The organism is Marinifilum breve (genome assembly GCF_003202155.1).
Taxonomy (GTDB): Bacteria; Bacteroidota; Bacteroidia; order Bacteroidales; family Marinifilaceae; genus Marinifilum; species Marinifilum breve.
Genome location: NZ_QFLI01000003.1, coordinates 295,076 through 321,041, shown reverse-complemented (window position 1 = coordinate 321,041; position 25,966 = coordinate 295,076). Strand labels below are relative to the sequence as shown.

General features: G+C 34.0%; 26 protein-coding genes, 5 tRNA genes and 1 other RNA gene. 7 read left to right on the top strand and 25 right to left on the bottom strand.

Features of this window, described 5'->3' with window-relative positions:
- The first annotated feature begins 19 nt into the window (after positions 1-19).
- Complete coding sequence (locus DF185_RS09055; protein ID WP_110360418.1) at positions 20-1,468, top strand: TrkH family potassium uptake protein; 1,449 nt, start codon at positions 20-22, stop codon at positions 1,466-1,468.
- Here DF185_RS09055 and DF185_RS09050 read toward each other — a convergent pair.
- The 9 genes from DF185_RS09050 to DF185_RS09010 are packed head-to-tail and all read right to left on the bottom strand — an operon-like array spanning position 1,425 to position 8,652.
- Positions 1,425-1,919, bottom strand: coding sequence for an SRPBCC family protein (locus tag DF185_RS09050; protein WP_110360417.1), 495 nt, complete (start codon positions 1,917-1,919; stop codon positions 1,425-1,427). The two genes, DF185_RS09055 and DF185_RS09050, sit on opposite strands and share 44 nt — an antisense overlap.
- A 3-nt stretch (positions 1,920-1,922) precedes the next feature.
- The gene (locus tag DF185_RS09045) at positions 1,923-2,093 is read right to left on the bottom strand and encodes a Lacal_2735 family protein (protein WP_110360416.1); all 171 of its coding nucleotides are present in this window, start codon (positions 2,091-2,093) and stop codon (positions 1,923-1,925) included.
- A gap of 11 nt (positions 2,094-2,104) precedes the next feature.
- Complete coding sequence (locus DF185_RS09040; RefSeq protein ID WP_110360415.1) at positions 2,105-2,803, bottom strand: SDR family NAD(P)-dependent oxidoreductase; 699 nt, start codon at positions 2,801-2,803, stop codon at positions 2,105-2,107.
- A gap of 1 nt (position 2,804) precedes the next feature.
- Positions 2,805-4,043, bottom strand: coding sequence for an SAM-dependent methyltransferase (locus tag DF185_RS09035; RefSeq protein WP_110360414.1), 1,239 nt, complete (start codon positions 4,041-4,043; stop codon positions 2,805-2,807).
- Positions 4,003-4,878 carry a DUF1365 domain-containing protein gene (locus DF185_RS09030; RefSeq protein ID WP_110360413.1) on the bottom strand — a complete coding sequence of 292 codons (876 nt, stop codon included), beginning with the start codon at positions 4,876-4,878 and terminating at the stop codon, positions 4,003-4,005. The genes DF185_RS09035 and DF185_RS09030 overlap by 41 nt, the downstream gene beginning before the upstream one ends.
- Positions 4,875-6,152, bottom strand: a complete 1,278-nt coding sequence (locus tag DF185_RS09025) for an NAD(P)/FAD-dependent oxidoreductase (protein ID WP_110360412.1) — start codon at positions 6,150-6,152, stop codon at positions 4,875-4,877. The genes DF185_RS09030 and DF185_RS09025 overlap by 4 nt, the downstream gene beginning before the upstream one ends.
- Positions 6,153-6,164: 12 nt before the next feature.
- On the bottom strand, positions 6,165-6,878 hold the full coding sequence (locus tag DF185_RS09020) for a hypothetical protein (protein ID WP_110360411.1): 714 nt from the start codon (positions 6,876-6,878) through the stop codon (positions 6,165-6,167).
- Between the two features lie 11 nt (positions 6,879-6,889).
- Positions 6,890-7,909 (bottom strand): SAM-dependent methyltransferase, encoded by a 1,020-nt coding sequence (locus DF185_RS09015; protein ID WP_110360410.1) that lies wholly within the window; start codon positions 7,907-7,909, stop codon positions 6,890-6,892.
- 5 nt (positions 7,910-7,914) lie between these two features.
- Positions 7,915-8,652, bottom strand: coding sequence for an acyl-CoA desaturase (locus DF185_RS09010; RefSeq protein WP_110360409.1), 738 nt, complete (start codon positions 8,650-8,652; stop codon positions 7,915-7,917).
- A 364-nt stretch (positions 8,653-9,016) separates the two neighbouring features.
- Between DF185_RS09010 and DF185_RS09005 the strand changes: the two genes are divergently transcribed.
- Positions 9,017-9,292, top strand: coding sequence for a hypothetical protein (locus tag DF185_RS09005; RefSeq protein ID WP_110360408.1), 276 nt, complete (start codon positions 9,017-9,019; stop codon positions 9,290-9,292).
- A gap of 66 nt (positions 9,293-9,358) precedes the next feature.
- Here DF185_RS09005 and DF185_RS09000 read toward each other — a convergent pair whose 3' ends face one another.
- From DF185_RS09000 to ffs, 8 genes are all read right to left on the bottom strand, one after another.
- Complete coding sequence (locus tag DF185_RS09000) at positions 9,359-9,970, bottom strand: L-threonylcarbamoyladenylate synthase (protein WP_110360407.1); 612 nt, start codon at positions 9,968-9,970, stop codon at positions 9,359-9,361.
- A gap of 165 nt (positions 9,971-10,135) precedes the next feature.
- Positions 10,136-10,792: a fructose-6-phosphate aldolase gene (gene fsa / locus DF185_RS08995; RefSeq protein WP_110360406.1), complete on the bottom strand. Its 657-nt coding sequence runs from the start codon at positions 10,790-10,792 to the stop codon at positions 10,136-10,138.
- A 162-nt stretch (positions 10,793-10,954) separates the two neighbouring features.
- A tRNA-Thr gene (locus DF185_RS08990) sits at positions 10,955-11,028 on the bottom strand.
- Between the two features lie 67 nt (positions 11,029-11,095).
- A tRNA-Thr gene (locus tag DF185_RS08985) sits at positions 11,096-11,169 on the bottom strand.
- 10 nt (positions 11,170-11,179) lie between these two features.
- Positions 11,180-11,251: transfer RNA gene (locus DF185_RS08980), tRNA-Thr, on the bottom strand.
- A 35-nt stretch (positions 11,252-11,286) separates the two neighbouring features.
- Positions 11,287-11,363, bottom strand: a tRNA-Thr gene (locus DF185_RS08975).
- Between the two features lie 63 nt (positions 11,364-11,426).
- Positions 11,427-11,503, bottom strand: a tRNA-Thr gene (locus DF185_RS08970).
- Positions 11,504-11,530: 27 nt separating this feature from the next.
- Positions 11,531-11,629, bottom strand: an RNA gene (gene ffs, locus DF185_RS08965) — signal recognition particle sRNA small type.
- 252 nt (positions 11,630-11,881) lie between these two features.
- Between ffs and DF185_RS08960 the strand changes: the two genes are divergently transcribed.
- The 4 genes from DF185_RS08960 to DF185_RS08945 all read left to right on the top strand — a co-directional run bounded on the left by DF185_RS08960 (position 11,882) and on the right by DF185_RS08945 (position 15,262).
- Entirely contained in the window at positions 11,882-12,439 is a 558-nt protein-coding gene (locus DF185_RS08960) for a DUF4199 domain-containing protein (RefSeq protein WP_110360405.1), read from the top strand.
- A 9-nt stretch (positions 12,440-12,448) separates the two neighbouring features.
- Positions 12,449-13,396 carry a glycosyltransferase family 2 protein gene (locus DF185_RS08955; RefSeq protein ID WP_110360404.1) on the top strand — a complete coding sequence of 316 codons (948 nt, stop codon included), beginning with the start codon at positions 12,449-12,451 and terminating at the stop codon, positions 13,394-13,396.
- 80 nt (positions 13,397-13,476) lie between these two features.
- Positions 13,477-14,253, top strand: a complete 777-nt coding sequence (locus DF185_RS08950; RefSeq protein ID WP_243421763.1) for a class I SAM-dependent methyltransferase — start codon at positions 13,477-13,479, stop codon at positions 14,251-14,253.
- Between the two features lies 1 nt (position 14,254).
- Positions 14,255-15,262 (top strand): glycosyltransferase family 2 protein, encoded by a 1,008-nt coding sequence (locus DF185_RS08945; RefSeq protein ID WP_207784609.1) that lies wholly within the window; start codon positions 14,255-14,257, stop codon positions 15,260-15,262.
- Between the two features lie 328 nt (positions 15,263-15,590).
- Here DF185_RS08945 and miaA read toward each other — a convergent pair whose 3' ends face one another.
- The 7 genes from miaA to DF185_RS24065 all read right to left on the bottom strand — a co-directional run bounded on the left by miaA (position 15,591) and on the right by DF185_RS24065 (position 23,075).
- Positions 15,591-16,490 carry a tRNA (adenosine(37)-N6)-dimethylallyltransferase MiaA gene (miaA, locus tag DF185_RS08940; protein WP_110360403.1) on the bottom strand — a complete coding sequence of 300 codons (900 nt, stop codon included), beginning with the start codon at positions 16,488-16,490 and terminating at the stop codon, positions 15,591-15,593.
- A gap of 116 nt (positions 16,491-16,606) precedes the next feature.
- Positions 16,607-17,182, bottom strand: coding sequence for an IS1096 element passenger TnpR family protein (locus tag DF185_RS08935; RefSeq protein ID WP_110360402.1), 576 nt, complete (start codon positions 17,180-17,182; stop codon positions 16,607-16,609).
- Between the two features lie 13 nt (positions 17,183-17,195).
- Complete coding sequence (locus DF185_RS08930) at positions 17,196-18,260, bottom strand: acyl-CoA reductase (RefSeq protein WP_110360401.1); 1,065 nt, start codon at positions 18,258-18,260, stop codon at positions 17,196-17,198.
- Between the two features lie 284 nt (positions 18,261-18,544).
- Positions 18,545-18,847, bottom strand: coding sequence for a DUF2752 domain-containing protein (locus tag DF185_RS24195; RefSeq protein ID WP_110360400.1), 303 nt, complete (start codon positions 18,845-18,847; stop codon positions 18,545-18,547).
- A gap of 130 nt (positions 18,848-18,977) precedes the next feature.
- On the bottom strand, positions 18,978-21,530 hold the full coding sequence (locus DF185_RS08920) for a bifunctional aconitate hydratase 2/2-methylisocitrate dehydratase (protein WP_110360399.1): 2,553 nt from the start codon (positions 21,528-21,530) through the stop codon (positions 18,978-18,980).
- 187 nt (positions 21,531-21,717) lie between these two features.
- Positions 21,718-22,725, bottom strand: coding sequence for a type I glyceraldehyde-3-phosphate dehydrogenase (gene gap, locus DF185_RS08915; protein ID WP_110360398.1), 1,008 nt, complete (start codon positions 22,723-22,725; stop codon positions 21,718-21,720).
- A 221-nt stretch (positions 22,726-22,946) separates the two neighbouring features.
- The gene (locus DF185_RS24065) at positions 22,947-23,075 is read right to left on the bottom strand and encodes a hypothetical protein (RefSeq protein ID WP_262509979.1); all 129 of its coding nucleotides are present in this window, start codon (positions 23,073-23,075) and stop codon (positions 22,947-22,949) included.
- Positions 23,076-23,234: 159 nt separating this feature from the next.
- On the opposite strand from DF185_RS24065, the gene DF185_RS08910 reads away from it, so the two are divergent.
- On the top strand, positions 23,235-24,968 hold the full coding sequence (locus DF185_RS08910; RefSeq protein WP_110360397.1) for a BamA/TamA family outer membrane protein: 1,734 nt from the start codon (positions 23,235-23,237) through the stop codon (positions 24,966-24,968).
- Between the two features lie 263 nt (positions 24,969-25,231).
- Here DF185_RS08910 and DF185_RS08905 read toward each other — a convergent pair whose 3' ends face one another.
- Positions 25,232-25,792, bottom strand: a complete 561-nt coding sequence (locus DF185_RS08905) for a hypothetical protein (protein WP_110360396.1) — start codon at positions 25,790-25,792, stop codon at positions 25,232-25,234.
- Positions 25,793-25,966 lie beyond the last annotated feature (174 nt).

Below are 25,966 nucleotides of genomic sequence, written 5' to 3'. Positions count from 1 at the left end.
AAATTTCAACCTAAATTCTGTGATTAAATTTAAAATTATATTAAATATACTGGGGAAACTTTTAGTTGGCGAAAGTTTCTTTCTTTTCATTTCATTATTGGTTTCATTAATCTATCAGGGAAATGACACTACTGCCTTTTTGAGAGCAGGATTAGTAACCTTTGCTGTAGGAACATTTAGTTATTTATTGTCAAAAGGAGTACAGAAAGATTTAGGTAAGAGAGAAGGGTATATCATTGTAAGTTTGGTTTGGGTTGTTTTTTCCATGTTTGGATGTTTACCCTATTTATTTAGTGGGGCAATACCTTCAGTAACGGATGCTTTTTTTGAAACGATGTCTGGTTTTACAACAACAGGCTCATCCATATTAAATAATATTGAGGAGTTGCCTCATGGTATTCTGTTTTGGAGGTCGTTAACTCAATGGATGGGAGGAATGGGAATTATCGTTATGTTCCTTGCCATTCTACCGACTCTAGGTATTGGAGGACGAGAACTATTTGTTGCGGAAGTGCCTGGACCTGCACCAGATAAACTTACTCCAAGAATTAAAGAAACAGCTAGAAACCTTTGGGGATTATACATGCTTTTTACTGCAATTGAAACCATTCTTTTGTATGCTGGCGGAATGAGCTTTTTTGATGCCATAAATCACTCATTAACAACAATGGCTACAGGAGGATATTCCACCAAGCAAGCGAGTGTAGGTTTTTATACATCTCCATATATCCAATATATTATTATATTTTTCATGTTCGTGGCGGGTACCAACTTTACCCTTTCATATGGAATGATTACCGGGCGTTTTACAAAGGTTTTTAAAGATGAAGAATTTAGGTTTTACACTTTGGTTGTATTGTTTTTTGCCTTTATAATTACCCTTGGTTTAATTGCAGCAGGAAATGTAACAGGTGAACAAGCATTCAGAGATGCACTATTTACAGTAGTTTCTATCATTACAACGACAGGTTATGCAACAGCGGATTATCTGCTTTGGTCACCATTTTTAGGAATGTTGATTTTTGTTTTGTTTTTTGTTGGTGGATCGGCCGGTTCAACCGGTGGTGGAGTTAAGGTAGTTCGAATTTTATTACTATTTAAAAATAGCTTTTACGAATTGAAAAGATTGGTTCATCCCAATGCTGTAATTCCTATTCGATACAATTCTAAAGTTGTTGATCAAAGAACTGTTACCAACATTTTGGCATTTTTTGTATTTTATATTCTAATTTTCATGTTATCAGCTGTTTTAATGTCTTTTTGGACACCAGACATTTATTCTGCATTTAGTGCTGTAGCTACAACATTAGGTAATGTTGGACCTGGATTTGGTGAAATTGGGCCAATGGAAAATTTTCATCATTTGCCTGATTTGGCAAAATGGTTCCTTGCATTCCTAATGATGTTAGGAAGACTAGAGTTATTTACAGTGTTGGTGCTATTTTCACCTTCATTTTGGAAGCATTAAATCGAAGCTCTAAAACTTTTCTTCGATATTCGAATATTTCATTCAGTTTCGATTTAATAAATAACCTATTTGCAATAGCTCCTAGAAAGCCAAATGGAGGTTGATAGGATATGATATCCTTCATGATCACTCCATTAGACAATGGTTCAATAATGTGTTGATGGTGCCATATAGAATAAGGACCAACACGTTGTTCATCTACAAAATAGGACTTGTCACGTACCTGTGTTATTTCAGTTACCCAAGTGGTTTTAATGCCTAAAACAGGACTTACTTTGTAACTAATGATCATACCTGGATACATTTTTTTATCCATCAAATCTGAAATGATATCGAAGCCCATGTATTTGGGAGTAATTTCTTTTAGATTGATTGGTGAAGAAATAAATTCCCAAACATCGTCGATGCTAGCATGTAATATTTGCTCTTTATAAAATTGGTAAAATGACATAATTTAAACGGTTTTAAGTGTTTCAATTTCTGTTAGTATTTGTTGAGCTTCAGCATATTTCTGATCACTTTTTGTTCTATTTGTTTTTGACAGTTGATGCCACTCTTTCATTAAATTTTGGTACTTCTTTTGTAGAACCTCAACTTTTGATTTTTTCTTAAATAATCGGAACATTGTATTATTTTTTAAAGTTTAACACTTGATAGACCACCATCTATATGAATGATTTGGCCAGTAATCCATGATGCTTTCTCAGATAAAAGAAATGCTGCCATTTCAGCTATATCACTTGCATCACCTATTTTCTGTAAAGGATGTCGTTGTGCATTAGACTCTTTTTTTTCTTCAGAGTTAAGAAGTCGTGCTGTTAAAGGTGTGTTGGTTAAGGAAGGGGCAATAACATTTACTCTTATATGAGGAGCCCATTCGGCAGCCAACGATTTGCACAACCCTTCCAAAGCACCTTTCGAACTGGCTACTTGCGCATGAAAATTGAACCCTTGTTGAACAACAATACTTGAAAAAAGCATAACAGATGCTTTTCCGGATATTTTTAAAGCAGGAAAAACCTCTTGAAGAATTCGTATTGCGCCTATTACTTGTAGTTGATAATCTGCAATAAAATCCTCTGCTTTGATGCGGTGAAAAGGACGCAAATTAATACTGCCTGGGCAATACACAAATCCATCTATTTGCTCTGGGAGAAAATCTAAACTCAAATTTTCATCCAATACATTAAGTTGTCGGAATTCAACATTAGGAATTTTTTCCTCTACCAAATTTTTGCAATAAGTGGCAAAAACTTGATGACCGGACTTTGACAAAATCCTTACTAGTTCTTTGCCAATTCCTGAAGATCCTCCTATGATCACAAAATTTCCCATATCAGTATTTTAGGTTATTTGGTCGAGAATAGAGTAATTGCATAACATTGATATTACGCATGTCAAATGCAGATTCGCAATAGGATAGGTAATAGTTCCATTTTCTTGTAAACTGTTGGTTAAATCCTAAGGAGTTTATGTCATTAATTTTTTGATTAAAGGATTCGCGCCATAATCGTAAGGTTTGAGCGTAATGTTTACCCATATCTTCTAAGTGAATTGGCGTTAGGTTTGAGCTTTGATTCATGGCTCTATTTAGTGCTGAAACCGACGGCAACAATGATCCTGGAAAGATGTGCTTTTGTATCCAATCAACACCGTTTTTCATTTCCTTAAAGCGAGAGTCAGGACAGGTAATAACCTGCAAGGCCAATAAACCATCTTTGGTTAATAGTTCATTAATTTTGGCGAAAAATGGTTTGTAGAATCTATGCCCAACCGCCTCTAGCATTTCTATAGATACAATTTTATCGTACTTCCCATTTATCAAACGATAATCTCTAAATAGAATTTTTACTCTATTTTCGATGCCTTCATTTTTTACTCTTTTCTTTGCGTAGTGATATTGTTCTTTTGAAATGGTAATAGCTGTAACTTCAGCATCATAATTTTTTGCCAAGTATGTGGCCATTCCACCCCAACCACAACCAATTTCAAGTATTTTATCTCCTTTCTTAATTTTAAGCTTTTCTGATAACATTTTATATTTTTCTTGTTGTGCATTGTAAAGTGAACTATCCTTATGCTTAAAATACGCAGAGGAGTAGGTCATGCTTTTGTCTAACCAAAGCGAATAGAAATCATTACTCAAATCGTAATGAGCAGAAATATTCTTTTTAGCCTTGCTAATTGTGTTGTCGCGAAGTTTATGAATGAAAGTATTGGTGAACTTCAAAAGGTTCATGGCCAAAGAGCGAACATTACTTCCTGAAGCCGAAGGTGTGTTTTCGATATTTAAAATTATCCATGAAATAACAGATGTGATATCAGAAGTTTCCCAAAGTTCATCTTCGTAGGCTTCTCCAAAACCGATATCTCCGTAAAGAAATAAACGATTGAAAAACTCACTTGAAATGATTTGAATATCAGCTTTTATTTCAGAATTTTTGTCGCCAAAATCTAAGGCATTCTTGTTTGGTAATGTAATATTAATGTAGCCTTTGTTCATTTTCGAAATCAAGTTTAAGAATATTCGTTCTTTAAAGCTGATTTTGTGCTGTAGTGTTAAAATCTTTTCCATATTCTCGGTTTTTATGTTTTCGTAAATGTTTATTCTCGTATTTCTTCAATCGATTTGTTTGTAAATCCAGATGTTCTTCCTTTTTGAAATAAGGTATTCCCAAAATCAATAATTTCAGTGCTTGAAAGTGAATTAAGAAAATTACTTGCAAGGTGATCAGAGGAAATAAAAGAACAAACTTGAGCACATTTCTATTGTTGAGTGCTTGTTTAGTTCCGCTTAAAGTGGCACTAAAGATTCTTTGTTTTCCTCTGTAATTGTCTATTTTATTGAACAATTCATTCGAGGGAACTTGTAAATGAAAGTCAAAATCTACATCATGATCAATAAATGGTGAAACATAGAAATGTTTTTTTTGTCGGTTGGTAAAAATGTTTTTATTTAGATTCTTCTTATCAAGAAGAAATAGTTTCATTTCGCCAAAAGTGTTGTTAACCTCAGCAATGCAGGCGAAGACTTTGTTGTCTGAGTCGAAGCAATAAAAAAACGACACAGGATTAAACTGGTATCCCAGAGTACAAAGGTTGGTAAGCAAACAAATTCTTTTTGGAATGGTTTCAATATCATTCTGACTTAAGAATTCTTGTATCTGACTTCGAACAGATTGCACTTTGGATTCATTTAACTGAAGATGATCTTTATCTCTAAAATTGAAATAATTAAAGCGGTTGTGACTAATCAAGCATATTTTTTTTGTGATGATATTCAATTCATCCAAATCGATATAGAACAGAAAACTTTTGTAACTAAACTTTCGGTTCACCTTTTCCATTCTTGAATGATAAATTTCGCATGAATAAAGGGCTGAATTCAATATTTCATTCTGATTGATCATCCTGCTTTTAACTGAATATTTGTTTCCTGATTAAGAAGTTGTTTTGATAATTGTACTGCTGAAGCATATGCATCCTCATGAAAACCATATCCGAAATAACTTCCGCAAAAGTAGATTTGGCCTTCTTGGTTAATTTCCTGTAATCTCTTTTGTGCCTTTAGGGATTCAATCGTAAATATTGGATGGAAGTAGGTTAAAACCTTATGGATTTTATTTTCATCTAAATCGATTGGATTGATGGACACGAAATAGTTTTCTTTATCAGATACATTTTGTAAAGAATTCATATTGTAAATGGTTGTTGCTCTATTTTCTCCATTTTTCTGATCGATTAAATAGTTCCAACTTGACCACACCTTTTTGTTCTTTGGCATTACCGAAATGTCGGAATGAAGTGTAGCTATATTTTCCTGGTATTGAAATTTAGAAAGTAAATCTTGCTGCAATTGACTTGGCTGCGATAACATTTGTAATGCCTCGTTCGCATGAGCTGCTACAATTACTTTATCATAGAAATAATGTTCGTTTTTAGCAGTGATAATTTCAATCTTATCTCCAGTATTTTTTATTGTATCAATTTTAACACCAGTTTTAATTTTATCTCTGAAAGGAGCAATTAATCTTTGTTTATAAGATTCACTACCATTTTGAACCGTGTACCATTGGAAATGTGTGTCCAATCCTAACATGCCATGGTTAAGAAAGAAACGAACCAAACTTTCAGCAGGAAATTGTAAACTGGTATTTGGTGGAGTTGACCAAATTGCCGAACTCATGGGTAAAAGGTACTTCTCTAAAAAATCAGAATTATATGATTTTTGACTGATGTAATCAGCAATACTTTGATTTTTCAGAAATCCACAATTTAAATCCTGAACACTCTCTTTATTGAACCTATTAATTTGTAGTAGCATTTTAATAAAAGCCGGATTAAACAAGTTTTTTCTTTGTGCAAATAAACCATTAAACCCTGATCCACAGTATTCCAGATTGCTTAATTTATGCTGCACACTAAAGCTCATGCTTGTTTTTTCTATCGGAACATTTAGCTCAGTAAATAAATTAATAAGATTAGGATAGGTTTCTTTGTTGAACACCATAAAACCAGTGTCGATAGGAATATCAATTCCGTTTTCTTCAACAAATACAGTATTTGTATGCCCACCTACATATTTATTCTTCTCAAATAAACTGATGTCATAATGCTTCTGCAATAAATGAGCTACGCCCATGCCTGCAATTCCGGTTCCTATTATGGCTAATTTTTCTTTCATTTTGATTTTTGTTTATGGTCCAAGTTCAGGATATTGCAATAAAGCTTTGTAACTGCTTCCTTTGTTATTTCTAATGTTCGAAATCCCTTCGTACTTTAAAATCCTTCGAGTATTTAAATCATATGAAATGTATATGGGATTCATCAACATTCTAAGCAGAGCACTTTGTGTTTCCATTTTAAGAACAACGATTTTATTTTTTGTTTCCTTTTCTTTTACTCGATAAATTCGAAAACTGAAATAATCTTGGAATGCGACAGAAAGAAAGTTGAAGCTTAATCGCTCCTCTGATAAAATTCGATCCCAATTATTTTTGATGAAATAATTAAAACCGCCATCAACGATTGCTGGTTCAGGAACAAAAATGCTCTTTTCTTTCAATTTGCTTTTTGTGTTTTTTCTGTACCTGATTTCAAATTGATTATTGCCTTTGTATGTTACCTCTTCTATCAAACCACTTCTTTTATCCATTAATCGATAAGTAGGTTTTTGAAATGAATTTCGAAAATCTAACTCTCTCTTGGCAAACTCGTTATTTTGGTCGCAAACAAAGGAGGTTATGGTACGAATGTGTTTCCCCTCTTCAAACAACTCCTCATGAATTTCCTTGTATATAAATTCCAATGATTTGTTGTCTATCGCTATTCCCTCGTATGTTTTGTCTTCAATACCGGAACTAAAACCATAGAACAGGAATGCAACTAATATTAAAGCTATATTTTTCATGATAATTGGTTTTAGTTAGGATTTCGTTTGCTAAATAAGTAGTGGCTAATGCTCCATTCTTTTCCATCTTTGTAACCCCATAATTCAGCACAAGCCATGAAAAATATTCTCCAATAAACCCACCATTTTTTAGCATCTTGATATCCATAAGTGTTTTCAAAAATTGGTAGAATTTCATTTTTATTAGAATCCATTCTAGCCAACCAGGCTTCTGCAGTTTTTTGGTAATGTATGCCATTCATGTGCCATCGTTTTTCAATACTTAAGTGGTCCTGAAAGTGATCAAATAGTTTTTCGCTAGGCATAATGCCGCCAGTAAAAAAATATTTTGACATCCAATCACTAGAATCTTTAACCTCGAATTTGTAGGCTAGTTTGGTATGAGAAAAGATGTGAACAAATAATTTACCTGTGGGCTTTAAAAAATCATTTATTCTGTAAAGCAGTTTTTGATAATTGCGCATGTGTTCAAACATTTCAACTGATACTACTCTGTCGAAATGCAGATCCGTGTTAAAATCATTCATGTCAGCTGTTATGACGTGTAAGTTTTTGACACCTAGTCTATCTGCTTTTTCATTTATGTATTCTCTTTGCGAATTGGAGTTAGAAACAACCGTTATTTTAGAATTACTAAACTTTTGAGCCATAAATAAACTTAATGATCCCCAACCACATCCCAGCTCAAGAATATCTTGGCCATCTTTCAAGTCTGCTCTCTCAATTGTGAGTTCAAGCATTTTCTTTTCTGCTTCATGCAATTGTGTGAAAGATTGTTCCCAATACCCGCATGAATATTTAAGATATTTGTCTAATACTTTTTCGAAGAAAGTAGCTGGCAACTCGTAATGTTGTTCGTTTGCTGCCTTTGTTTCAATAGCAATTGGACTATTTTTTAATTCAGAAATTAGATCTTCAACATTATAGTTTTTTCTTTCCTCACGTAACCTTTGCTTAAGCAAACTTCGTATCTTAATTCTGATCAAACTATCTGGAATAATTCCTTTTTCTATAATATTAGTGTACCACATAATCTTTATTTTAAGGCGTTTTTATTGATGGTGATAATTTTTAAAGCATGCATCACTCTCATGATGGCAAAGGATGGATCGAACTCGAACCATCGCCTGGCAAAATTTGCTTTCCATGGTTGTGCATGATGGTTATTGTGAAGAGCTTCTCCTCCCAAAAGTATCTCGATAGGGAAGAGGTTGGTAGAGTTATTATCCTGACGAAAATTTTTATACCCAATTTTATGAGAGAACCAGTTGATAATTGCTCCATGTATGGGACTCATAAAGAAATGTATGGGTAGTATCAGAAAATAATATATACTTGGTGCAAAAACTATATAAACTAAAATGTAGATTGATGCCCACATGAGTCTGGATATCCAAGATTCAGAGAATTTTTCGAATTTTTGCCAACGTGGAATATTTAGACTTAATCCTTCTTCAATTTTAATATCTCTATTCTTAACAGATGCATAGTAGTCGTAAGTTTTCAACATGAAAGAGAAGATATTGTAGGAATTTTCTGGTGAATGTGGATCTTTCTCACTTTCTGCATGCATGTGATGAAGGCGATGCATATATGCATAAGCAAATGGATTTAGATATGAAGTGCCCTGCGAAATCCAGGTAGCAATAAAAAATACTTTCTCCCAGAATGGATTCATCTTAAACATGGCATGTGCTGCGTACCGATGTAAGAAAACAGTCTGAAAAAATAGACTTGCATACCAATGGATTAATATGAAAATTAGAATCAGCATGATTGAAGTTTTAAATGACCGGATTCACCTATTTTGAATGAATCCAAACTAATCTAAAAACATCTTAAGCCAGAAAAAGTTCAGAAATATAGTATAGTGTATTATGCTCTTTTTGGATATTGTAATTTTAAGGGACGAGAATTGCTTTTGTTTTTGAAAAAATAATGCAAAAAAAATAGAGAAAATTGTTTGTGATTGCTAGAAATTATAGGATGTTGGAAATCAATTAATATTTTTATTTAATCATTAAAAAGTAAATATTAATCATGAAAATATAACATTTTAAAATTTGCTTCGTAAATAATGTCATTATATTTACAAAATAGAATCATCTATACATTTTAAACAATCTTTAATTTAACTCATGGAGAATATAGAAAAGTATAATCATCTTATTGAAAAAGAAATTGAGAAGTATAAAAAAGAGTCAAATAAGGTATTGACTAAATTTGAAAAAAGTTTTGGTAAGGGAAAAATGGTGGTAACTCATCATTTTGAAAATGTTGCAACCGAATTGATACGTTTGGTTAAAACAGATTTCGAGAATGCTGGATATTATCCTGAATTTATTGGAAATAGACCGGGAGGCCATATCGTTTTGAGAGTAAGCTTACTAAAATCATCAGGAAAAGTAGCATAATTTCATAGATTTGTATAAAAAATGCCGGCAAGATTATTCTTGTCGGCATTTTTGTTTCTTATCAAATTAAAAAATAAGCTCTCCAATTCCGGGTCTTATAACTTCAAAATCTCCGTTTGTACAATCTATGATTGTTGATGCTGTATTGTTTCCGTAACCTCCATCAATTATCAAGTCCACATCTTTTTTATATTTTTCATCTATTAATTCAGGATCAGTAGTGTATTCAATCACTTCATCTGGATCATGAATTGATGTAGTCATGATGGGATTTCCTAACTCTTCCACAATTCTCAATGGGATGTAGTGATCGGGAACCCTAATTCCAACAGTCTTCTTTTTGCTTTTAAATAATTTAGGGACATTGTTACTCGCGGGAAGAATAAATGTAAACGCTCCTGGTAGGTTTTTCTTCATTATTTTAAAAGAAGAATTATCAACTTTCGCGTACTCCGATAAATTACTTAGGTTATTACAAATAAGAGAAAAATTTCCTTTCTCGGCAGTAGTTCCTTTTAATTTAGCTATTCGTTGTATTGCTTTGTTGTTAGTGATATCACATCCAATAGCATATACAGTATCTGTGGGATAAATAATTATTCCACCATCTTTAAGAACATCAATTATTTTCCGAAACTCCCTGTGATTGGGATTGTCGGGATACAATTTTAAAAGCATTTTGTAGTGGTTAAGGGTTATTTCGGGATTTAAAGATATAAGTTTCTATTTATTCACAATCCTATGCTAGCTTATTTATTTTCAGTCCAAAGCATATAATTTTAATATGTATAAAAGAAAAAAGGAGTGCTATTGCACTCCCTTGATTATTTCATTTGAATAAAATTAGCTGTTCAGCTTATTATAATCAGCTAAGAATTGTTCTAAACCTTTATCAGTTAAAGGGTGCTTTAACAGCCCTGTAATTGCATTTAACGGACATGTTGCTACATCAGCTCCAGCTTCAACACATTGTATAATATGCATTGTATGGCGAATTGAAGCTGCTAAAACTTGCGTTTCAAATCCATAGTAATTATTCATATCAGCAATTTGACGAATTAATTCAATACCATCGGTTGATATATCATCAAGTCTTCCTACAAATGGTGAAACATATGTAGCTCCAGCTTTTGCTGCTAGCAATGCTTGTCCTACTGAAAAAATTAAAGTACAGTTTGTGCGAATACCTTTTGAGCTTAGGTATTTTACTGCTTTAATTCCATCCTTTGTACAAGGAACTTTAACTACAATTTGAGGATGTAATGCTGCTAATTCTTCTCCTTCAGAAATCATTCCGTCAAAATCAGTTGCAATAACCTCTGCACTTACATCACCATCAACTATATCGCAAATATCAACATAGTGTTGTTTGATGTTTTTTTCTCCTTTGATTCCTTCTTTAGCCATAAGAGAAGGGTTGGTAGTTACGCCGTCAAGAACTCCTAAATCTTGTGCTTCTTTAATCTGATCAAGATTAGCTGTGTCAATAAAAAACTTCATTTTACGATTTTTAGTTTGTTTTTAAGTCGAAAACGAAAATACACTAAATTCTTATGAAGAACAAAGTGATATTAGGTTTTAAACTAATAATAAAAATATGATCCGAAATAAATTCGTATCAGTTAATTCGAAAATAAAGTTGGTGAGATTATTAAAAAAAAGAGCCGATGGAGGGACTCGAACCCACGACCTGCTGATTACAAATCAGCTGCTCTAGCCAGCTGAGCTACATCGGCAATTGCATAATGCAAAATATTTTGAAGAACGAAAGAAAGCTATTAAGCTCTCTTTTTGTTTTAATAGAGCCGATGGAGGGACTCGAACCCACGACCTGCTGATTACAAATCAGCTGCTCTAGCCAGCTGAGCTACATCGGCGAATTTATTGAGCCATTGACGAGATTTGAACTCGTGACCTCTTCCTTACCAAGGAAGCGCTCTACCCCTGAGCTACAACGGCAAAGTAACAATTAAAACTTAGAATTAACCAAGTATTGGAGCCGGTGGAGGGACTCGAACCCACGACCTGCTGATTACAAATCAGCTGCTCTAGCCAGCTGAGCTACATCGGCAATTGCTACTTGCAAAATATTTTAAAGAACGAAAGAAAGTCGTTAAACTTTCTTTTTGTTTGATGGAGCCGGTGGAGGGACTCGAACCCACGACCTGCTGATTACAAATCAGCTGCTCTAGCCAGCTGAGCTACATCGGCATTTTTAAACCTAAAAGGCATAAAAAAAGTGGGTAAGCAAAAACGTCGCACCGCTACAACCACCTACCCTTGCTGCCTTCCGACCCTGGGGGGATTCAGTAGGAGCTGGTCGCGTAGTGCTTACCCGACGACAAAAGTAGAAAAAAGTTGTTTCCCCGCAAATAAAATATGAAACTTCTTCCTACAATTTTTTCATCGAATGCAGCAAGGGTTTTATTTTCAGAGAAATAATTTTTCAAAAAAAAGTCAATAAATTTTCAATTTTCTGCTCTTGCTGTAAAAACGGCTGTTTCGTATTGTAATAATTAAGCTTTTTTAAGCGATACATTACAGTAAAAACGGATATCTTTGTGTTCGAAAAATCACAAAAGAATTAAAATGTACTACAAAACTTTATTTAAGCACTCATTTTTATTTGGGTCTTTAGTGGGAGCCGTATTAATATTGGCATCATTAACGTTTTACTGGAAAGGTGTTTCTATTAATTACAATCCGACGCTGTTGTTTATAAACAGAGGCCTGATTATTCTTGGAATATATTTTGGAGTAAGAAAATATCGTGATGAGGTACTATTTGGTGTTATTTCATATGGCCGTGCTTTTGTTGCGGGTACTTTAATGATTGCTGTAGCTTCATCTTTTTATGCACTGTATATATATATTCTTACAGGTTATTTTGATGGTGGAATATTACAAGAAGCTGTCGACTTTACCGAGAAGGGACTCGTTGAAATTGGTTATGAAGATGATCAGGTAGAATTGTTAATGTCAATTTACAGGAAAATTACTCCTGGTATTTTTGCATTCAGTCAGTGGTTAGGAAAAGTAATGGCTGGAGTTTTCTTTTCATTAATAGTGGCATTCTTCTTTAGACAAAAGAGAAATTTGTTTAATAACAGTCCTATTGATAAATTTAACGATTCAAAAAATCAATAAATACAAGGTATGGATATTTCAGTAGTAGTTCCTCTGTTTAACGAGGACGAATCGATTCCCGAATTGGTGGCATGGATTGATCGAGTAATGACTCAGAATAATTTCAGCCATGAGCTTATTATGGTCGATGATGGAAGTAATGATGCCTCGTGGGAGGTGATTGAGAATTTACAGAAGAAATATTCGGCAGTACGTGGAATCAAATTTCGTAGAAATTACGGAAAATCGGCAGCACTTTTTAGCGGATTTGAACTAGCGCAAGGTGATGTTGTGATTACTATGGATGCAGATTTGCAAGATTCTCCTGATGAAATTCCAGAATTGTATCGCATGATAAAGGAAGAGGATTTTGATTTGGTGTCGGGTTGGAAACAAAAAAGATACGATCCTATTTCAAAAACGATTCCTAGTAAGTTTTTTAATAGAACGGCTCGTGCCATGTCGGGTATTAAATTGCACGATTTTAATTGTGGATTAAAAGCCTACAAGAACAAAGTAATTAAGAGTATAGAGGTGTATGGAGAAATGCATAGATATATTCCAATTCTTGCCAAACAGGCCGGTTTTGTTAAGATTACAGAGAAGGTTGTACAGCATCAGGAAAGAAAATACGGGATTACCAAATTTGGTTTGAATCGTTTTATTAATGGATTTCTTGATCTATTATCTATCACATTCATTAGCAAGTTTGGTAAAAAGCCAATGCATTTTTTTGGTTTGTTGGGTACACTCATGTTTTTTGTTGGATTCTTCGCTTCAGCTTGGATTGGATTCCAAAAAATCTATAGTATAAGTCAGGGAATTAAAGCTCCGCTAGTAACAGATAGTCCTTATTTTTACATTGCGTTGGCTACCATGATTATTGGTACACAACTGTTTTTAACTGGCTTTGTTGCCGAATTAGTTAGCCGCAGTTCGTCGGAAAGAAATACATATCAAATCGAAAAAGAAATCTAAATGCAATTATAAGATATGAGTGTTGATTTGTGGATTGACACTCATAAAGCTTATTGGTTGATAATTATAGCATACAACTCATGATTAAAGGAGTTATAAGATTACTATTACAAATATTTCCTCGTCCGTTTTTAATTCGACTTAGTTTATTAATTAATAGAATTATTGCTGTTTTTTTAATTGGAAATAAGGTGGAATGTCCGGTTTGCGGAGGTAAGTTTAGGAAGTTTTTACCTTACGGATACACAAAAGAAACAGGAAGAGACAATTGTTTGTGTCCAAAATGCTTGTCATTGGAAAGGCACCGATTAATGTGGTTGTATCTTAAGGATGAAACAGATTTTTTTAGCAAGAACTTAAAGGTTTTGCACATTGCACCAGAGCAGTGTTTTTATAAAAGGTTTAAAACACTATCGAATCTAGATTATACAACCGGTGATTTGGAATCGCCTATTGCCGATGTTCATTTCGATGTACAAGAAATTCCATTTGATGAGAATACATTTGATGTAGTTATTTGCAATCATGTATTGGAACATGTAGATAGCGATGCAAAAGCCATGAGCGAATTGCATAGAATTTTAAAGCCAAACGGGTTTGCCATTCTTCAAGTGCCAATGGATACCCTGAATCCAAAAACCGAGGAGGATCCATCAGTAACTGATCCTAAAGAGAGGGAGAGGCTGTATCGTCAAAAGGACCATGTTCGTTTGTATGGCTTAGATTATACAAATCGATTGCAAAAAGCCGGATTTACAGTTAACGAAAGCCAATATTCAAAGAAATTTTCTTCTGATGTAGCTGAGAGGTATCGATTACCTATGGATGAAATTTTCTACTTCAATCAAAAATTATAGAATGCATTCTGATATTCAATTTTCAATTATAGTGCCGGTATACAATCGTCCGGATGAAATGAAAGAATTACTTGATAGTTTGGCCGCTCAAACTTATAAGGAATTTGAATTGGTTGTCGTTGAAGATGGTTCTTCCATTAAATCTGAAGAGCTTTGTAAGTCATATTCCAATCAGATTAATATCTCGTATTATTACAAAGAAAATCAGGGGCCTAGTATTGGTCGAAATTATGGCTTGGCCAAGGCAAAAGGGAACTATTATTTGTTTTTCGATTCTGATTGCATTCTGCCTGCTCATTATATGGAAACCATCCATAAAGAATTAAGTGAGAATTTTGTGGATTGCTATGGTGGACCTGATGGTGCTATGGATGATTTTTCTGATTTTCAGAAAGCAGTTTCCTATGCCATGACTTCTTTTTTTACTACTGGCGGAATTAGAGGAGGAAAAAAACAGGTTCATAAGTTTCACCCGCGTAGTTTTAACCTTGGTTTTTCGAAAGCTGTATATGAAAATACAGGTGGATTCCCGGTTACTACAATGCATCCAGGTGAAGATATGGTGTTTGCCATTGAGGTAATTAAACGAGGCTTCGAAACCCGATTGGTAAGCGATGCTTATGTGTTTCACAAACGAAGAATCTCTTTTAAGAAATTTTACAAGCAGGTTTTTGGCTTTGGAAAAACTCGCTATATCATATCAAAACATTACCCCGAAACCTTTAAAATATTCTTTTTATTTCCATCTCTTTTTGTTTTGGGGACAATTGGTTCATTGCTTCTAGGCGTAGGCGTGCATAGAGTTTTTGCCTTTCCGGCACTCTTGTATACTTTCCTTGTTTTTGCTGATGCATTGACTAAAACCAAATCGCTAAAGATTAGTGTTAAAGCGTTGGCTGCAAGCTATGTGCAGCTTTTTGCTTATGGCATTGGATTTATGGATGCCGTGTGGAAACACAAAGTGCTGGGCAAAGATGAATTTGGTGTGTTCGGGAAAGGGTTTTATTAGGATTTTTATTTTTCCATTTGGGTAGTCTATATACCTGTTAGGGTAATATATCTATGCGGATAGGTTCCGAATTGATGTTTTAAGGTTGAGTAACTCAATTTTTAGGTTCGGAATTCATGCAGTTCGGATATTTATAGATGTATTTGAATTAAGGATCTAAAATCTTTTATACACAACTAAACCTCTTCTATATGCAAGCTGAATGCATTTATAAAAAAAACAATTGCATTTATTTGTGACTTAAATACATATATAAACAAGCTCAAAATCTAATTTCACAAGCTAAACTGCTCAATAACAAAACTCTTCATTTTTATAGAAATCGACTTTAAACCAGTTGTTCTAAGTATGTAATAATTTCTTCTTCCTGCTCAGGGTGGAACCATCGGATTTCATCATCTCTTCTGAACCAAGATAATTGTCGTTTTGCATATCTTCTGGAGTTGCGTTTGATTAGCTCAATGGCTTTTTCTAGACTTATTTTTCCTTCGAAGTGTTCAAACAACTCTTTGTAACCAACCGTATTTAGTGAGTTGTAATGGCGGAATTCAAAAACCGACTTTGCCTCTTCAATTAATCCTTCTTCAATCATGATATCTACTCTTCGATTAATTCTATCGTAAAGTTCTTCACGATCCCGATTTAATCCAATTTTAACGATGTCAAAGTCCCTCTGTTTTTTCGAATTGGTTCTCAATTCAGAATAAGGTTTTCCTGACATTAAACAGATTTCAACCGCGTGGATTACTCTTTTGGCATTCTTTAAATCAACTTGATTATAAAAAACAGGATCGAGTTGTTTTAATTGCATTCTCATATACTCCAGACCTTCTTTCTCGTAAGTTTCGAAAACTTCTTTGCGTAAATCAGGATCAATTGTGGGAATATCATCAATACCATTGCATACAGCATCAATATACATCATGCTGCCTCCAACCAATAAAACCTGATCTTTTTCTTGAAAAAGATCTTCGAGCAAAGCCAATGTTTGTTTTTCGCACTCCCATGAGCTAAAATAATCGTGAATAGAATGGGTGTGAATAAAATGATGCTTTACAGCCGCTAGTTGTTCAGGTTCTGGAACTGCTGTGCCAATGCGCATTTCGCGATATACTTGTCTGCTATCAGATGAAGAGATTTCGGTGTTAAAATGCTTGGCAATATTGATACTTAAATCAGTTTTACCTACTCCGGTTGGGCCTAGAATAACAACTAAGGTCTTAGACATTAGAACAAGGTTAATTATGAATTATGCTACAATCAGGCTAAATGCATTTAAATATATTTAAAATGCATTTAGTCTAATGCTGGTATTACTAATTGTTCATTATTAATTGATAATTACTATAGTATGTCTTCGTAATCATCAAGATTTTCAAATTCAGGACCTTCATTGAAATTATCATCAAAATCAGCAAGATAATCGTCGGCTGTTTTTGGGGCTTCTTTTTTTGTGTCAGTATCCATGCTTCCTAAATCCAAACCAGCAAAATTTTCTGCATCCATCATTATTTGTTGTGGAGCTTCTCCTTTTGAAACAATGCACTTAGGGTAATCAGAGGTGGATTTTGAAATTCCTTTTTCAATTAATTCAACATTGAAATGTCTGTCAGAGAAAAAGTCGAATACGTAAATTAAGTCTGGATTTTCTTTCGACGAGAATTCACGAATCATAGCAACATCCATTGCTACTACATTCATATTATCATCCTCCTCTGTATTCATTTCAAATAATGCAATTTCCAAACCTCTTTGTCCATCTGCAGCTATTTGGTAAAACGATGCCATTTGAGAGCTGTCAAACCCAACAGATTCTTGAATTGCATTGTGCATATCCAACCATGTTTGTTCATGTCCAATCTCTATCTCTCTCTCAAAATCTTCAACCTCAGTAGATGTTATTTTAAATCTGTATATCATTGTGTATGTTCTCTTATAAGTTTGTTAAAAATTGCATTGTATCTACATTATCAGCGTAGTCCCATAATTGAGGCTCCTGAGCTTTTCCAAAAGGAATAGTATCATCTAAATTTGAAGCCACGATACATTGAATCAACTCAGAATCAAGCTTTAGTTTCTGTTCGATATCATGAAGTTCGGAATAATATTCAAAGTAAACAACACCTACAGGCGATGCAATTTCTGTATTCTCTTGGAGAAGCAAAAATCCATTGTCGTAGTGTTGAATTTTATTCATTAATAGTAGCGATCGCTGATAATCGTAGTTGTTAGCGTATTTGCTATGATCGATAATGTGTTTATAATCTTCCCAAAGTTTAAATAAATTGGTAATGTTATAATTCTTAGGGATATATAGTTTTGATACATTTCTGCATCCTAAACCAAAATAAAGGAAAATATCGTTACCTAATGCTTTGATTTCTTCTTCGGTTTCGTTGCCTGATATTACCGCGATAGAGTTTCGGTTTCTTCTAATAATATTAGGATACTTTGAAAAATAGGCATCAAAGTATCTGGCCGAATTGTTACTTCCGGTTGCTATAATTGCATCAAAACTGCTTTTACTATTTAATTGTCCTGATTGAAAATTGATAAGTTTTTTGAATTCTGAATTCAGGCTAATTAATAATTTCGCAACGAAATCAAGTAATTGATTGTCTTTGGTAGATAGTTTTCCAATGAAGGTGTGACCAGAAATTAATACTGAAAGCATATCATGAAATCCCACCATTGGAATATTACCTGCCATGATTACAGCGACACTTTTATGGGTGTTATTTTCAGATACATTGTATTTTTCAAGCCACAGGTTCAGGTTCTCTTCAGTTAAGAATTGACAGATACCCAATATGGAAGCTCGAACATGATTAGGAGTGAACCATAAGTTTTCGATTGAAACTCGGTTAAGTAATTCCTTAAATTCTTCAAAGTATTGAGTGTTTAACTCGTGCTTTGTGATTTGTATTTCTTCCTTTGAAAATTGCTTTAAGAACTTACCTAGTTCAACAAATGCACTAATTCTTTCCTGAATCTTCATATTGATATTTGTAGCTTATAAGACCTTTGTTGGTCTATTTTTGAATCGATGCAAATATAAGAATTGTATGGAATTATTTAATAAGGTAATTTCGATATAAAAACTTCTTATTTAATTACGGATAATTTTGTATTGTACTGATTTTAAAGATCAGGGAATTGACTACAATAGTTTTTAAAAAGTTAATTAGGTGGTTTGAAACCTAACAGCTGAAGGCTGATTGCCAATAGCTTGTTAAATATGAAACCTACATGAAATTATTTCAAAGATTTAAATGTTATTGCTTAAATCGAACTAAGATTAATAATGTAGTTGGAAAGTATTAGAATGATACTTAAAAAGAAAGAAGATTTTAACGAAATGGAAATAGGTTTCGAATTGATTCTAAGATTCATAAAAAAGAGGAGGATAGTTATAAGAATGGGAATTAGGGCAGGGTAGATTTGAATTGATTTCCAGATATTACCTTTTAATAATTCTATTAAAGCAGATTGAAAACCACAACCTGGACAACAAACTCCCCAGTATTTCTGAAATGAACAAGGGATTCGCAAGTGTTCGAGCCATTGAATGAATTGTTGCCACATATTATTCGAAAAGTTTATCTTTTAGGTTAGTGGATAATGAACTGGTATTGAACAGGCAATTTAGCTAAACTTCAAAGAAGAAAAAAGCCGATGCTTTTGCACCGGCTTTGTCAATTATATTGAGATTTTATTATTGATCTCTTCTTTGGTATAGAGCATCCTCCATATCCATTTCATCAAACTGCATGTACTTGTACACTTCAGCTTCATGCTCCTGGATTTTCTCTTTGTACATTTCCAAATACTCAGCTGGAGTAGGTAATTTACCCATTACTGAAACAACAGCACCAAGCTCTGCAGATCCTAAGTAAACCTGAGCTCCTGTACCCATACGGTTGTTAAAGTTACGAGTAGAAGTAGAGAATACAGTTGAATTATCTGGTACTCTTAACTGGTTACCCATACAAAGTGAACAACCCGGAGTTTCAACACGAACACCTAGCTGAGAGAAAGTTGAGAAAGTAGCTTCTTCTTTCAATACAGCAGCATCCATACGTGTTGGAGGAGCCATGTAAGTTCTTACCTTATCTGATGGAGTTGATCCTTTCCAAACTTTTTCACAAGCACGGAAGTGACCAATGTTAGTCATACATGAACCGATGAATACGTCTTGAATTTCAGTGTTAGCCACCTCAGAAAGTAATTTTACATCATCTGGATCGTTTGGACAACACAAGATTGGCTCAGTAATTTCAGCAAGATCGATTTCGATGGTAGCAGCATATTCTGCATTTTCATCTCTTTCAATCAATGTTGGATTTGCCAACCACTCGTTACAAGCATCGATACGGTTTTGGATAGTTTGAGCATCTTCGTAACCCATCTTGATCATTGATTCCATCAAGGCAACGTTAGATTTTACATACTCTACTACACGCTCTTCTGATAACTTAATACAACCTGCAGCAGCAGAACGCTCAGCAGTCGCATCGGTTAACTCAAATGCTTGCTCAACAGTAATGTCTTCAAGACCTTCCATCTCGATAATCTTACCATTGAAAATGTTGATTTTATTTTTCTTAGGAACGGTTAACTGCCCGTTTTGAATTGCGAAATATGGAATAGCATTTACCACATCACGTAAAGTGATACCTGGGTTTAACTTACCTTTAAATTTAACCAATACTGATTCAGGCATATCCAAAGGCATGAAACCTAATGCACCTGCAAAAGCAACCAAACCAGAACCTGCAGGGAATGAAATACCCAGTGGGAAACGAGTGTGAGAGTCACCACCTGTACCAACAGTATCAGGAACCAATAAACGGTTCAACCATGAGTGAATTACACCATCACCTTGCTTCAATGGTACACCTTTACGGTCAGCCATGAATTTAGGCATGCTTTTGTGCATTGCCACGTCAGTTGCTTTAGGATAAGCAGCAGTGTGACAGAATGATTGCATGAACATTGGAGCTTCAAACTTCAAACAAGCCAACTCTTTGATCTCATCACGTGTCATAGGACCAGTGGTATCCTGAGAACCTACAGTCGTCATTTTTGGAGCACATGATGTTCCTGGCAATACACCTTCAACACCACAAGCTTTTCCAACCATTTTCTGAGCCATAGTATAACCTTGGTTAGGCTTTGGCTCTGGATTGTTCGCAACTTTGAAAATATCAGTAGCTGGCATTCCTAGTAAAGTACGAGCTTTTTCAGTTAAAGCTTTACCAATAATCAAAGGAATACGACCACCAGCTCTGTACTCATCAGTTAAAGTATCAGGAGCTAGAGTATATGTAGAGATTACTTCACCATCGCGAGTAATTTCACCTTTTGCATTGTTGATGATGATTTCATCACCAGTATTTAAAACAGAAACATCAGTTGTAATTGGTAATCCACCTGAATCCTGTGTTGTGTTATAGAAAATTGGAGCAATAGCACCACCAATTACCACACCAGCAGTACGCTTGTTTGGTACGCATGGAATATCTTCACCAATGTGCCATAGCAATGAGTTTGCAGCTGATTTACGAGAAGATCCAGTACCTACAACATCACCAACAAAAGCAACTTTGTGACCTTCTTTTCTCCATCCAGCGATTGTATCGATACCATCTTCGAAACGACCAGCTCCCATAGCCAATGCGTGCAATGGAATATCAGGACGAGTAAATGCTTGTGATGCAGGAGAGAAATCATCAGTATTGATTTCACCTTCTACCTTGTAAACTTTTAATTTGATTTCTTCAGGTAACTCTTCACGAGAAGTAAACCATTCTGCATTTGCCCAAGATTCGATTACGCTTTTGGCAGCAGCATTGGTTTTAGATAGCTCAGCCACAGTTTCGAAAGCATCGTAAACAAGAATAATGCCTTTCAGAGCTTCAGCAGCATCCATAGCTAATTCTTCGTTTTGCAATGCTTCTACCAATACCTGAACATTGTAACCACCCATCATTGTTCCAAGAATTTCAATCGCTTTTTTCTTGTCGATTAATGGAGTTGATACTTCGTTTTTAAGAATCTGACCTAAGAATTCAGCTTTAACTTTAGTTGAATCATCAACACCAGGTGCAATTCTTTCAGTAAAAAGGTGAAGTAAAAAATCTTCTTTTCCTTGAATAGGATTTTGCAATAGGCCGCATAAATCTTGAGTTTGCTCAGCATTCAAGGGTAAGGCTGGAATTCCTTTGGCATTCCTTGCCTCTTCATGTTTTAGGTATTGTTCTAACATTTTCTTTTTGAAATTGTTGTTTAAGTGTAATTTCAGTTTTTACAATAGAGAATTATTTCTCTATTTACAGAGCAAACATATGGTTTTTCTGATTACGTTGTTCACAGAATTATGTGTTTTATATCATATATGTTCAAAAAAAAAGACCCCGAAAATCGGAGTCTTTTAATCTTATATTTTGTATGGATTATTTTACTGAATCCATGTATTCGATCAATTCGCATACTTTAGTAGAGTAACCCATTTCGTTATCATACCAAGATACAACTTTAACGAAAGTTGGAGATAACTGAATACCAGCACCTGCATCGAAGATAGAAGTTCTTGCATCACCAACGAAGTCGTTAGATACAACAGCATCTTCAGTATATCCTAATACACCAGCTAATTCACCTTCTGATGCTTCTTTCATTGCAGCACAGATAGCTTCGTAAGTAGTTTCGTTTTCTAAACGAACAGTTAAGTCAACAACAGATACGTCTGGAGTTGGAACACGGAATGACATACCAGTCAATTTACCGTTCAATGCAGGAATTACTTTACCAACAGCTTTTGCAGCACCAGTTGATGAAGGAATGATGTTTTGACCAGCACCACGTCCACCTCTCCAGTCTTTCATAGAAGGACCGTCAACAGTTTTTTGAGTAGCGGTAGTTGCGTGAACTGTAGTCATTAAACCTTCGATAATACCGAATTTGTCGTTCAATACTTTTGCTACAGGAGCTAAACAGTTAGTAGTACAAGAAGCATTAGAAACGAAAGTCATGTCGTTAGTGTATTCTTTGTTGTTAACACCCATAACGAACATTGGAGTATCATCTTTAGATGGAGCAGACATTACAACTTTCTTAGCACCACCGTCGATGTGACCTTGAGCAGTTTCTTTAGTCAAGAAAAGACCAGTAGATTCTACAACGTACTCAGCTTCTACAGCACCCCAGTTAATATCAGCTGGATTTCTTTCTGCAGTAACACGAACAACGTTACCGTTTACTACTAATTGACCATCTTTAACCTCAACTTCACCGTTGAATCTTCCGTGAGTTGAATCGTACTTCAACATGTAAGCCATGTAATCTACGTCGATAAGGTCGTTAATAGCAACTACTTCGATGTTTCCTTTTGCAACAGCCTGACGGAATACGAAACGTCCGATACGGCCAAATCCGTTGATACCAATTTTAATCTTTGACATTGTGTATAAATTTTAATTTATAAACCCTTTGTTTCTCAATGGCAAAAGTATGTAATTTCAAGATATTACGTATATAAAAAATGAAAAAAAATCAAGATATTTTTACCGAAGGATTCTTGTTTAATAAACACTAAATCAAAATGATAAAGTAGATTAAAACGATTGCAATTGTGCTTCATAAACAAAAAAAAATCTCATTTTTATGAGATTTTTTCTTAGGATTAAGCTTTTTTTAATGTATTGCTTGTATCTGCTTTGGTATATGCAGGGCATTTTTTGTCAACTGCACATGAACTAGCAAATAGTCCTAAAAGAAATATAACTGCTATGGCATAAAGTGTTTTTTTCATAGGTAATAAATTTATGATCGAGATTAAGTTTAAAAATTTTGGAAAAGATATAAAAAAAAGTTCTAATAGTGGTTAATTATAATCTTATGCTTGTAATTTCGTTGTGTTAAAAAATTGTATGCCAATAAGTCTATATATAATTTGGAGAGGTTTATAAATATGAAAAAGGTAATCCTTATTGGAACTTTTCTTCTAATGGGTTGTATTACAGTTGTGTCTCAGGACAAAATTCAATTGGATGTAGTTGTGGAGAATAATTCTTTACGTATTGCAAAGACCTTGTATCGAATTCAAGGGAAATATTCTGACATTGATGCAGCTATACGAAAATTAGATTATAAAATACAAAAGGCAAGACAAGCAGGATATCTGGAAGCGAATTTGGATTCATTGGTTTCGAAAAATGATAAGCTATTGGCCTTTATTCATATTGGCGAAAAGTACCTTGTAAATAATATCTCTCACAAGGGAATTAATCAAAAAGATTCCCTGAATTTTTCCTTTAGATTGGCCAATAAGAAAAGTATTCAGCTAAGTGAGATAGAAAAATATCAGCAAAATATTATTGAGGCATATAATAATAATGGATATCCATTTGCTAAAATTTATAATGATAGTTTAAGTATTCGTAACTCTAAATTGGATGGTACCTGGAATTTTGAAAAGGGAAAATTCGTGGTATGGGATAGTTTAAAACTAAAAGGTAAGCTTAAAGTGAGAAAAGAGTTTATGATCAAATATCTGGATGTTGTACCCAATTCTCCTTTTAGTGAAAATACACTCAATAAAGTATCTACAAGAATTAATAATTTGAATTTTTGTAGAGAAATTAAACCGGCTGAGCTTGAGTTTGTGAAGAATAAAGCAGTTCTGTATACCTATTTAGATAGGGAAGCTTCAAATCGGTTTGATGGAATTTTAGGTTTGCAATCTGATCAGGATGATGATGAAAGTTTGACAGTAACAGGAGAAATTAATCTGTTATTGAACAATGCATTTCGTATAGGGGAAGAAATTAAACTTAGCTGGAAGAAAATAGATACGAAGAGTCAAGAGTTAACACTTGGATTTATGCATCCATATTTAATCGGAAATATTGGTTTGGATTTTGATTTTACACTCTCCAAGCAGGATACAACTTACCTGTCAACCAATTTGAATTTGGGTTTCAAACTATTTCAAAAAGGCAATCGCCATGTGAAATTGTTTTACGATTATCATTCATCTTCTTTGATATCGACTTCACATTTAAGTGGAGTTACTGTATTACCCAATTATGCCGATGTAAAAACTCATATGGTAGGAGTGGGATTCAATTATTCAAACTTAGATTATCCATTTAATCCCAAAAGAGGTTGGCGATTCAATAGTTCCTTTGGATTAGGTACCCATAAAATTGAAAAAAATAGAAAGATTCCGGATAGTTTATATGATGGAATTGATTTGAGTAATTCGGTTCTAAATGTAGAATGGCAAGGCGAAGTCAACATACCACTGAGCAACAAAATCAGTTATAGGGTAAAAAATCAATCAGGTTTGTTAAATACTGATAATTTGTTTGTAAATGATTTGTTTAAAATAGGTGGACTTAATAGCCTACGAGGATTCGATGAAGCTTCCTTCAGAGTTTCAAAGTATTCCATTATAAGCAATGAATTGCGATTTATTCCGGAAAGAAATACTAGCTTTTATTTGTTTACAGACTTTGCTTACTATAAAAGTGAAATTTTGGATAGTAGTACAGAGGATTATCCAATTGGAGTGGGATTTGGTTTGAGTTTTGCCACAAAAGCAGGGATTTTTAGTCTGAACTACGCTTCAGGCAAACAAGAAAATCAGAGTTTTGATTTAAGGAGTGCTAAAGTTCACTTTGGTTTTATAAGCCGATTTTAAAACAAAAGACCGAAAAAAAGGTTTTCTCGGTCTTTGTAAACATCAAACTTCAAATTATTAGTCGCGATTCTTATCAGTACTTTGATTTTTTAATCGTTAGGTCAAAACTATCAATAATGTTTGAATTATGCATACGTTTGAAATAAGTTTTAAAACATAGTGCAAACGTTTTAAAAAAATATATATTTGCATTAAAATAAAGCTTGAACTGTATTGTTTTCTCTTGTATTGCAGTGAATTAATTATCTTCTGGCAATAATCAATTAAGCTTTTCCCCTTAATTTCACAAAAATTACATAAAATCCAATAATAGCAACAGCAGTAATTGCAGAAGCAATAAGAGTTGGTAATGTGTTGTTGATAAGACTATTGATTGCCAGAATGATTGAAATTGCAGTTGGAATACCTAGTAAAAGAGAATTTGCAAGTAAATGAAAGTTTGATTTGTTGGTTTTATCTACAATCTTTTCAATCACATCACTGTCAAGTTCGAAATTTTCTATTGCGTTTGAAAAGGCATTTAGTTCTTCATTGTAATAATTGTCTTCAATTTTAGTTCTGAAAAATCCAGATGTGGTGAATTTATAGGTGGCATAAATATTATAATCCATCCTTTCCTTTTTGATAATTTCAATATTCACCTTTGTTCTCCATTTTGTGGGATTTAGAGAAGTCATATTTCCCCAGATATTACCACGTTTAAAAGTCATACCATGGACATCAGCATCAGTCAATTCATATCCTCTTACTTCGTAAAATTTTATAATATCTGATACCAATAATTTTTTATTCCTTTTGATATTGAACCCTATAAGTTTTTGCATGGCTTTGTATGTGCTATAGTCAAATTTATTAAATTTTTGGTCTGAGCCCAAAAATGATTTGAAAACTCGTTTAGAGTAACTAATTATTAAGTTAATAATGAAGGTGGGATAAAATTTGTTAAAAAGTTGCTGAATGACTTGTTTTACATAGTGTTTATACTTTTGTTGTGTGTT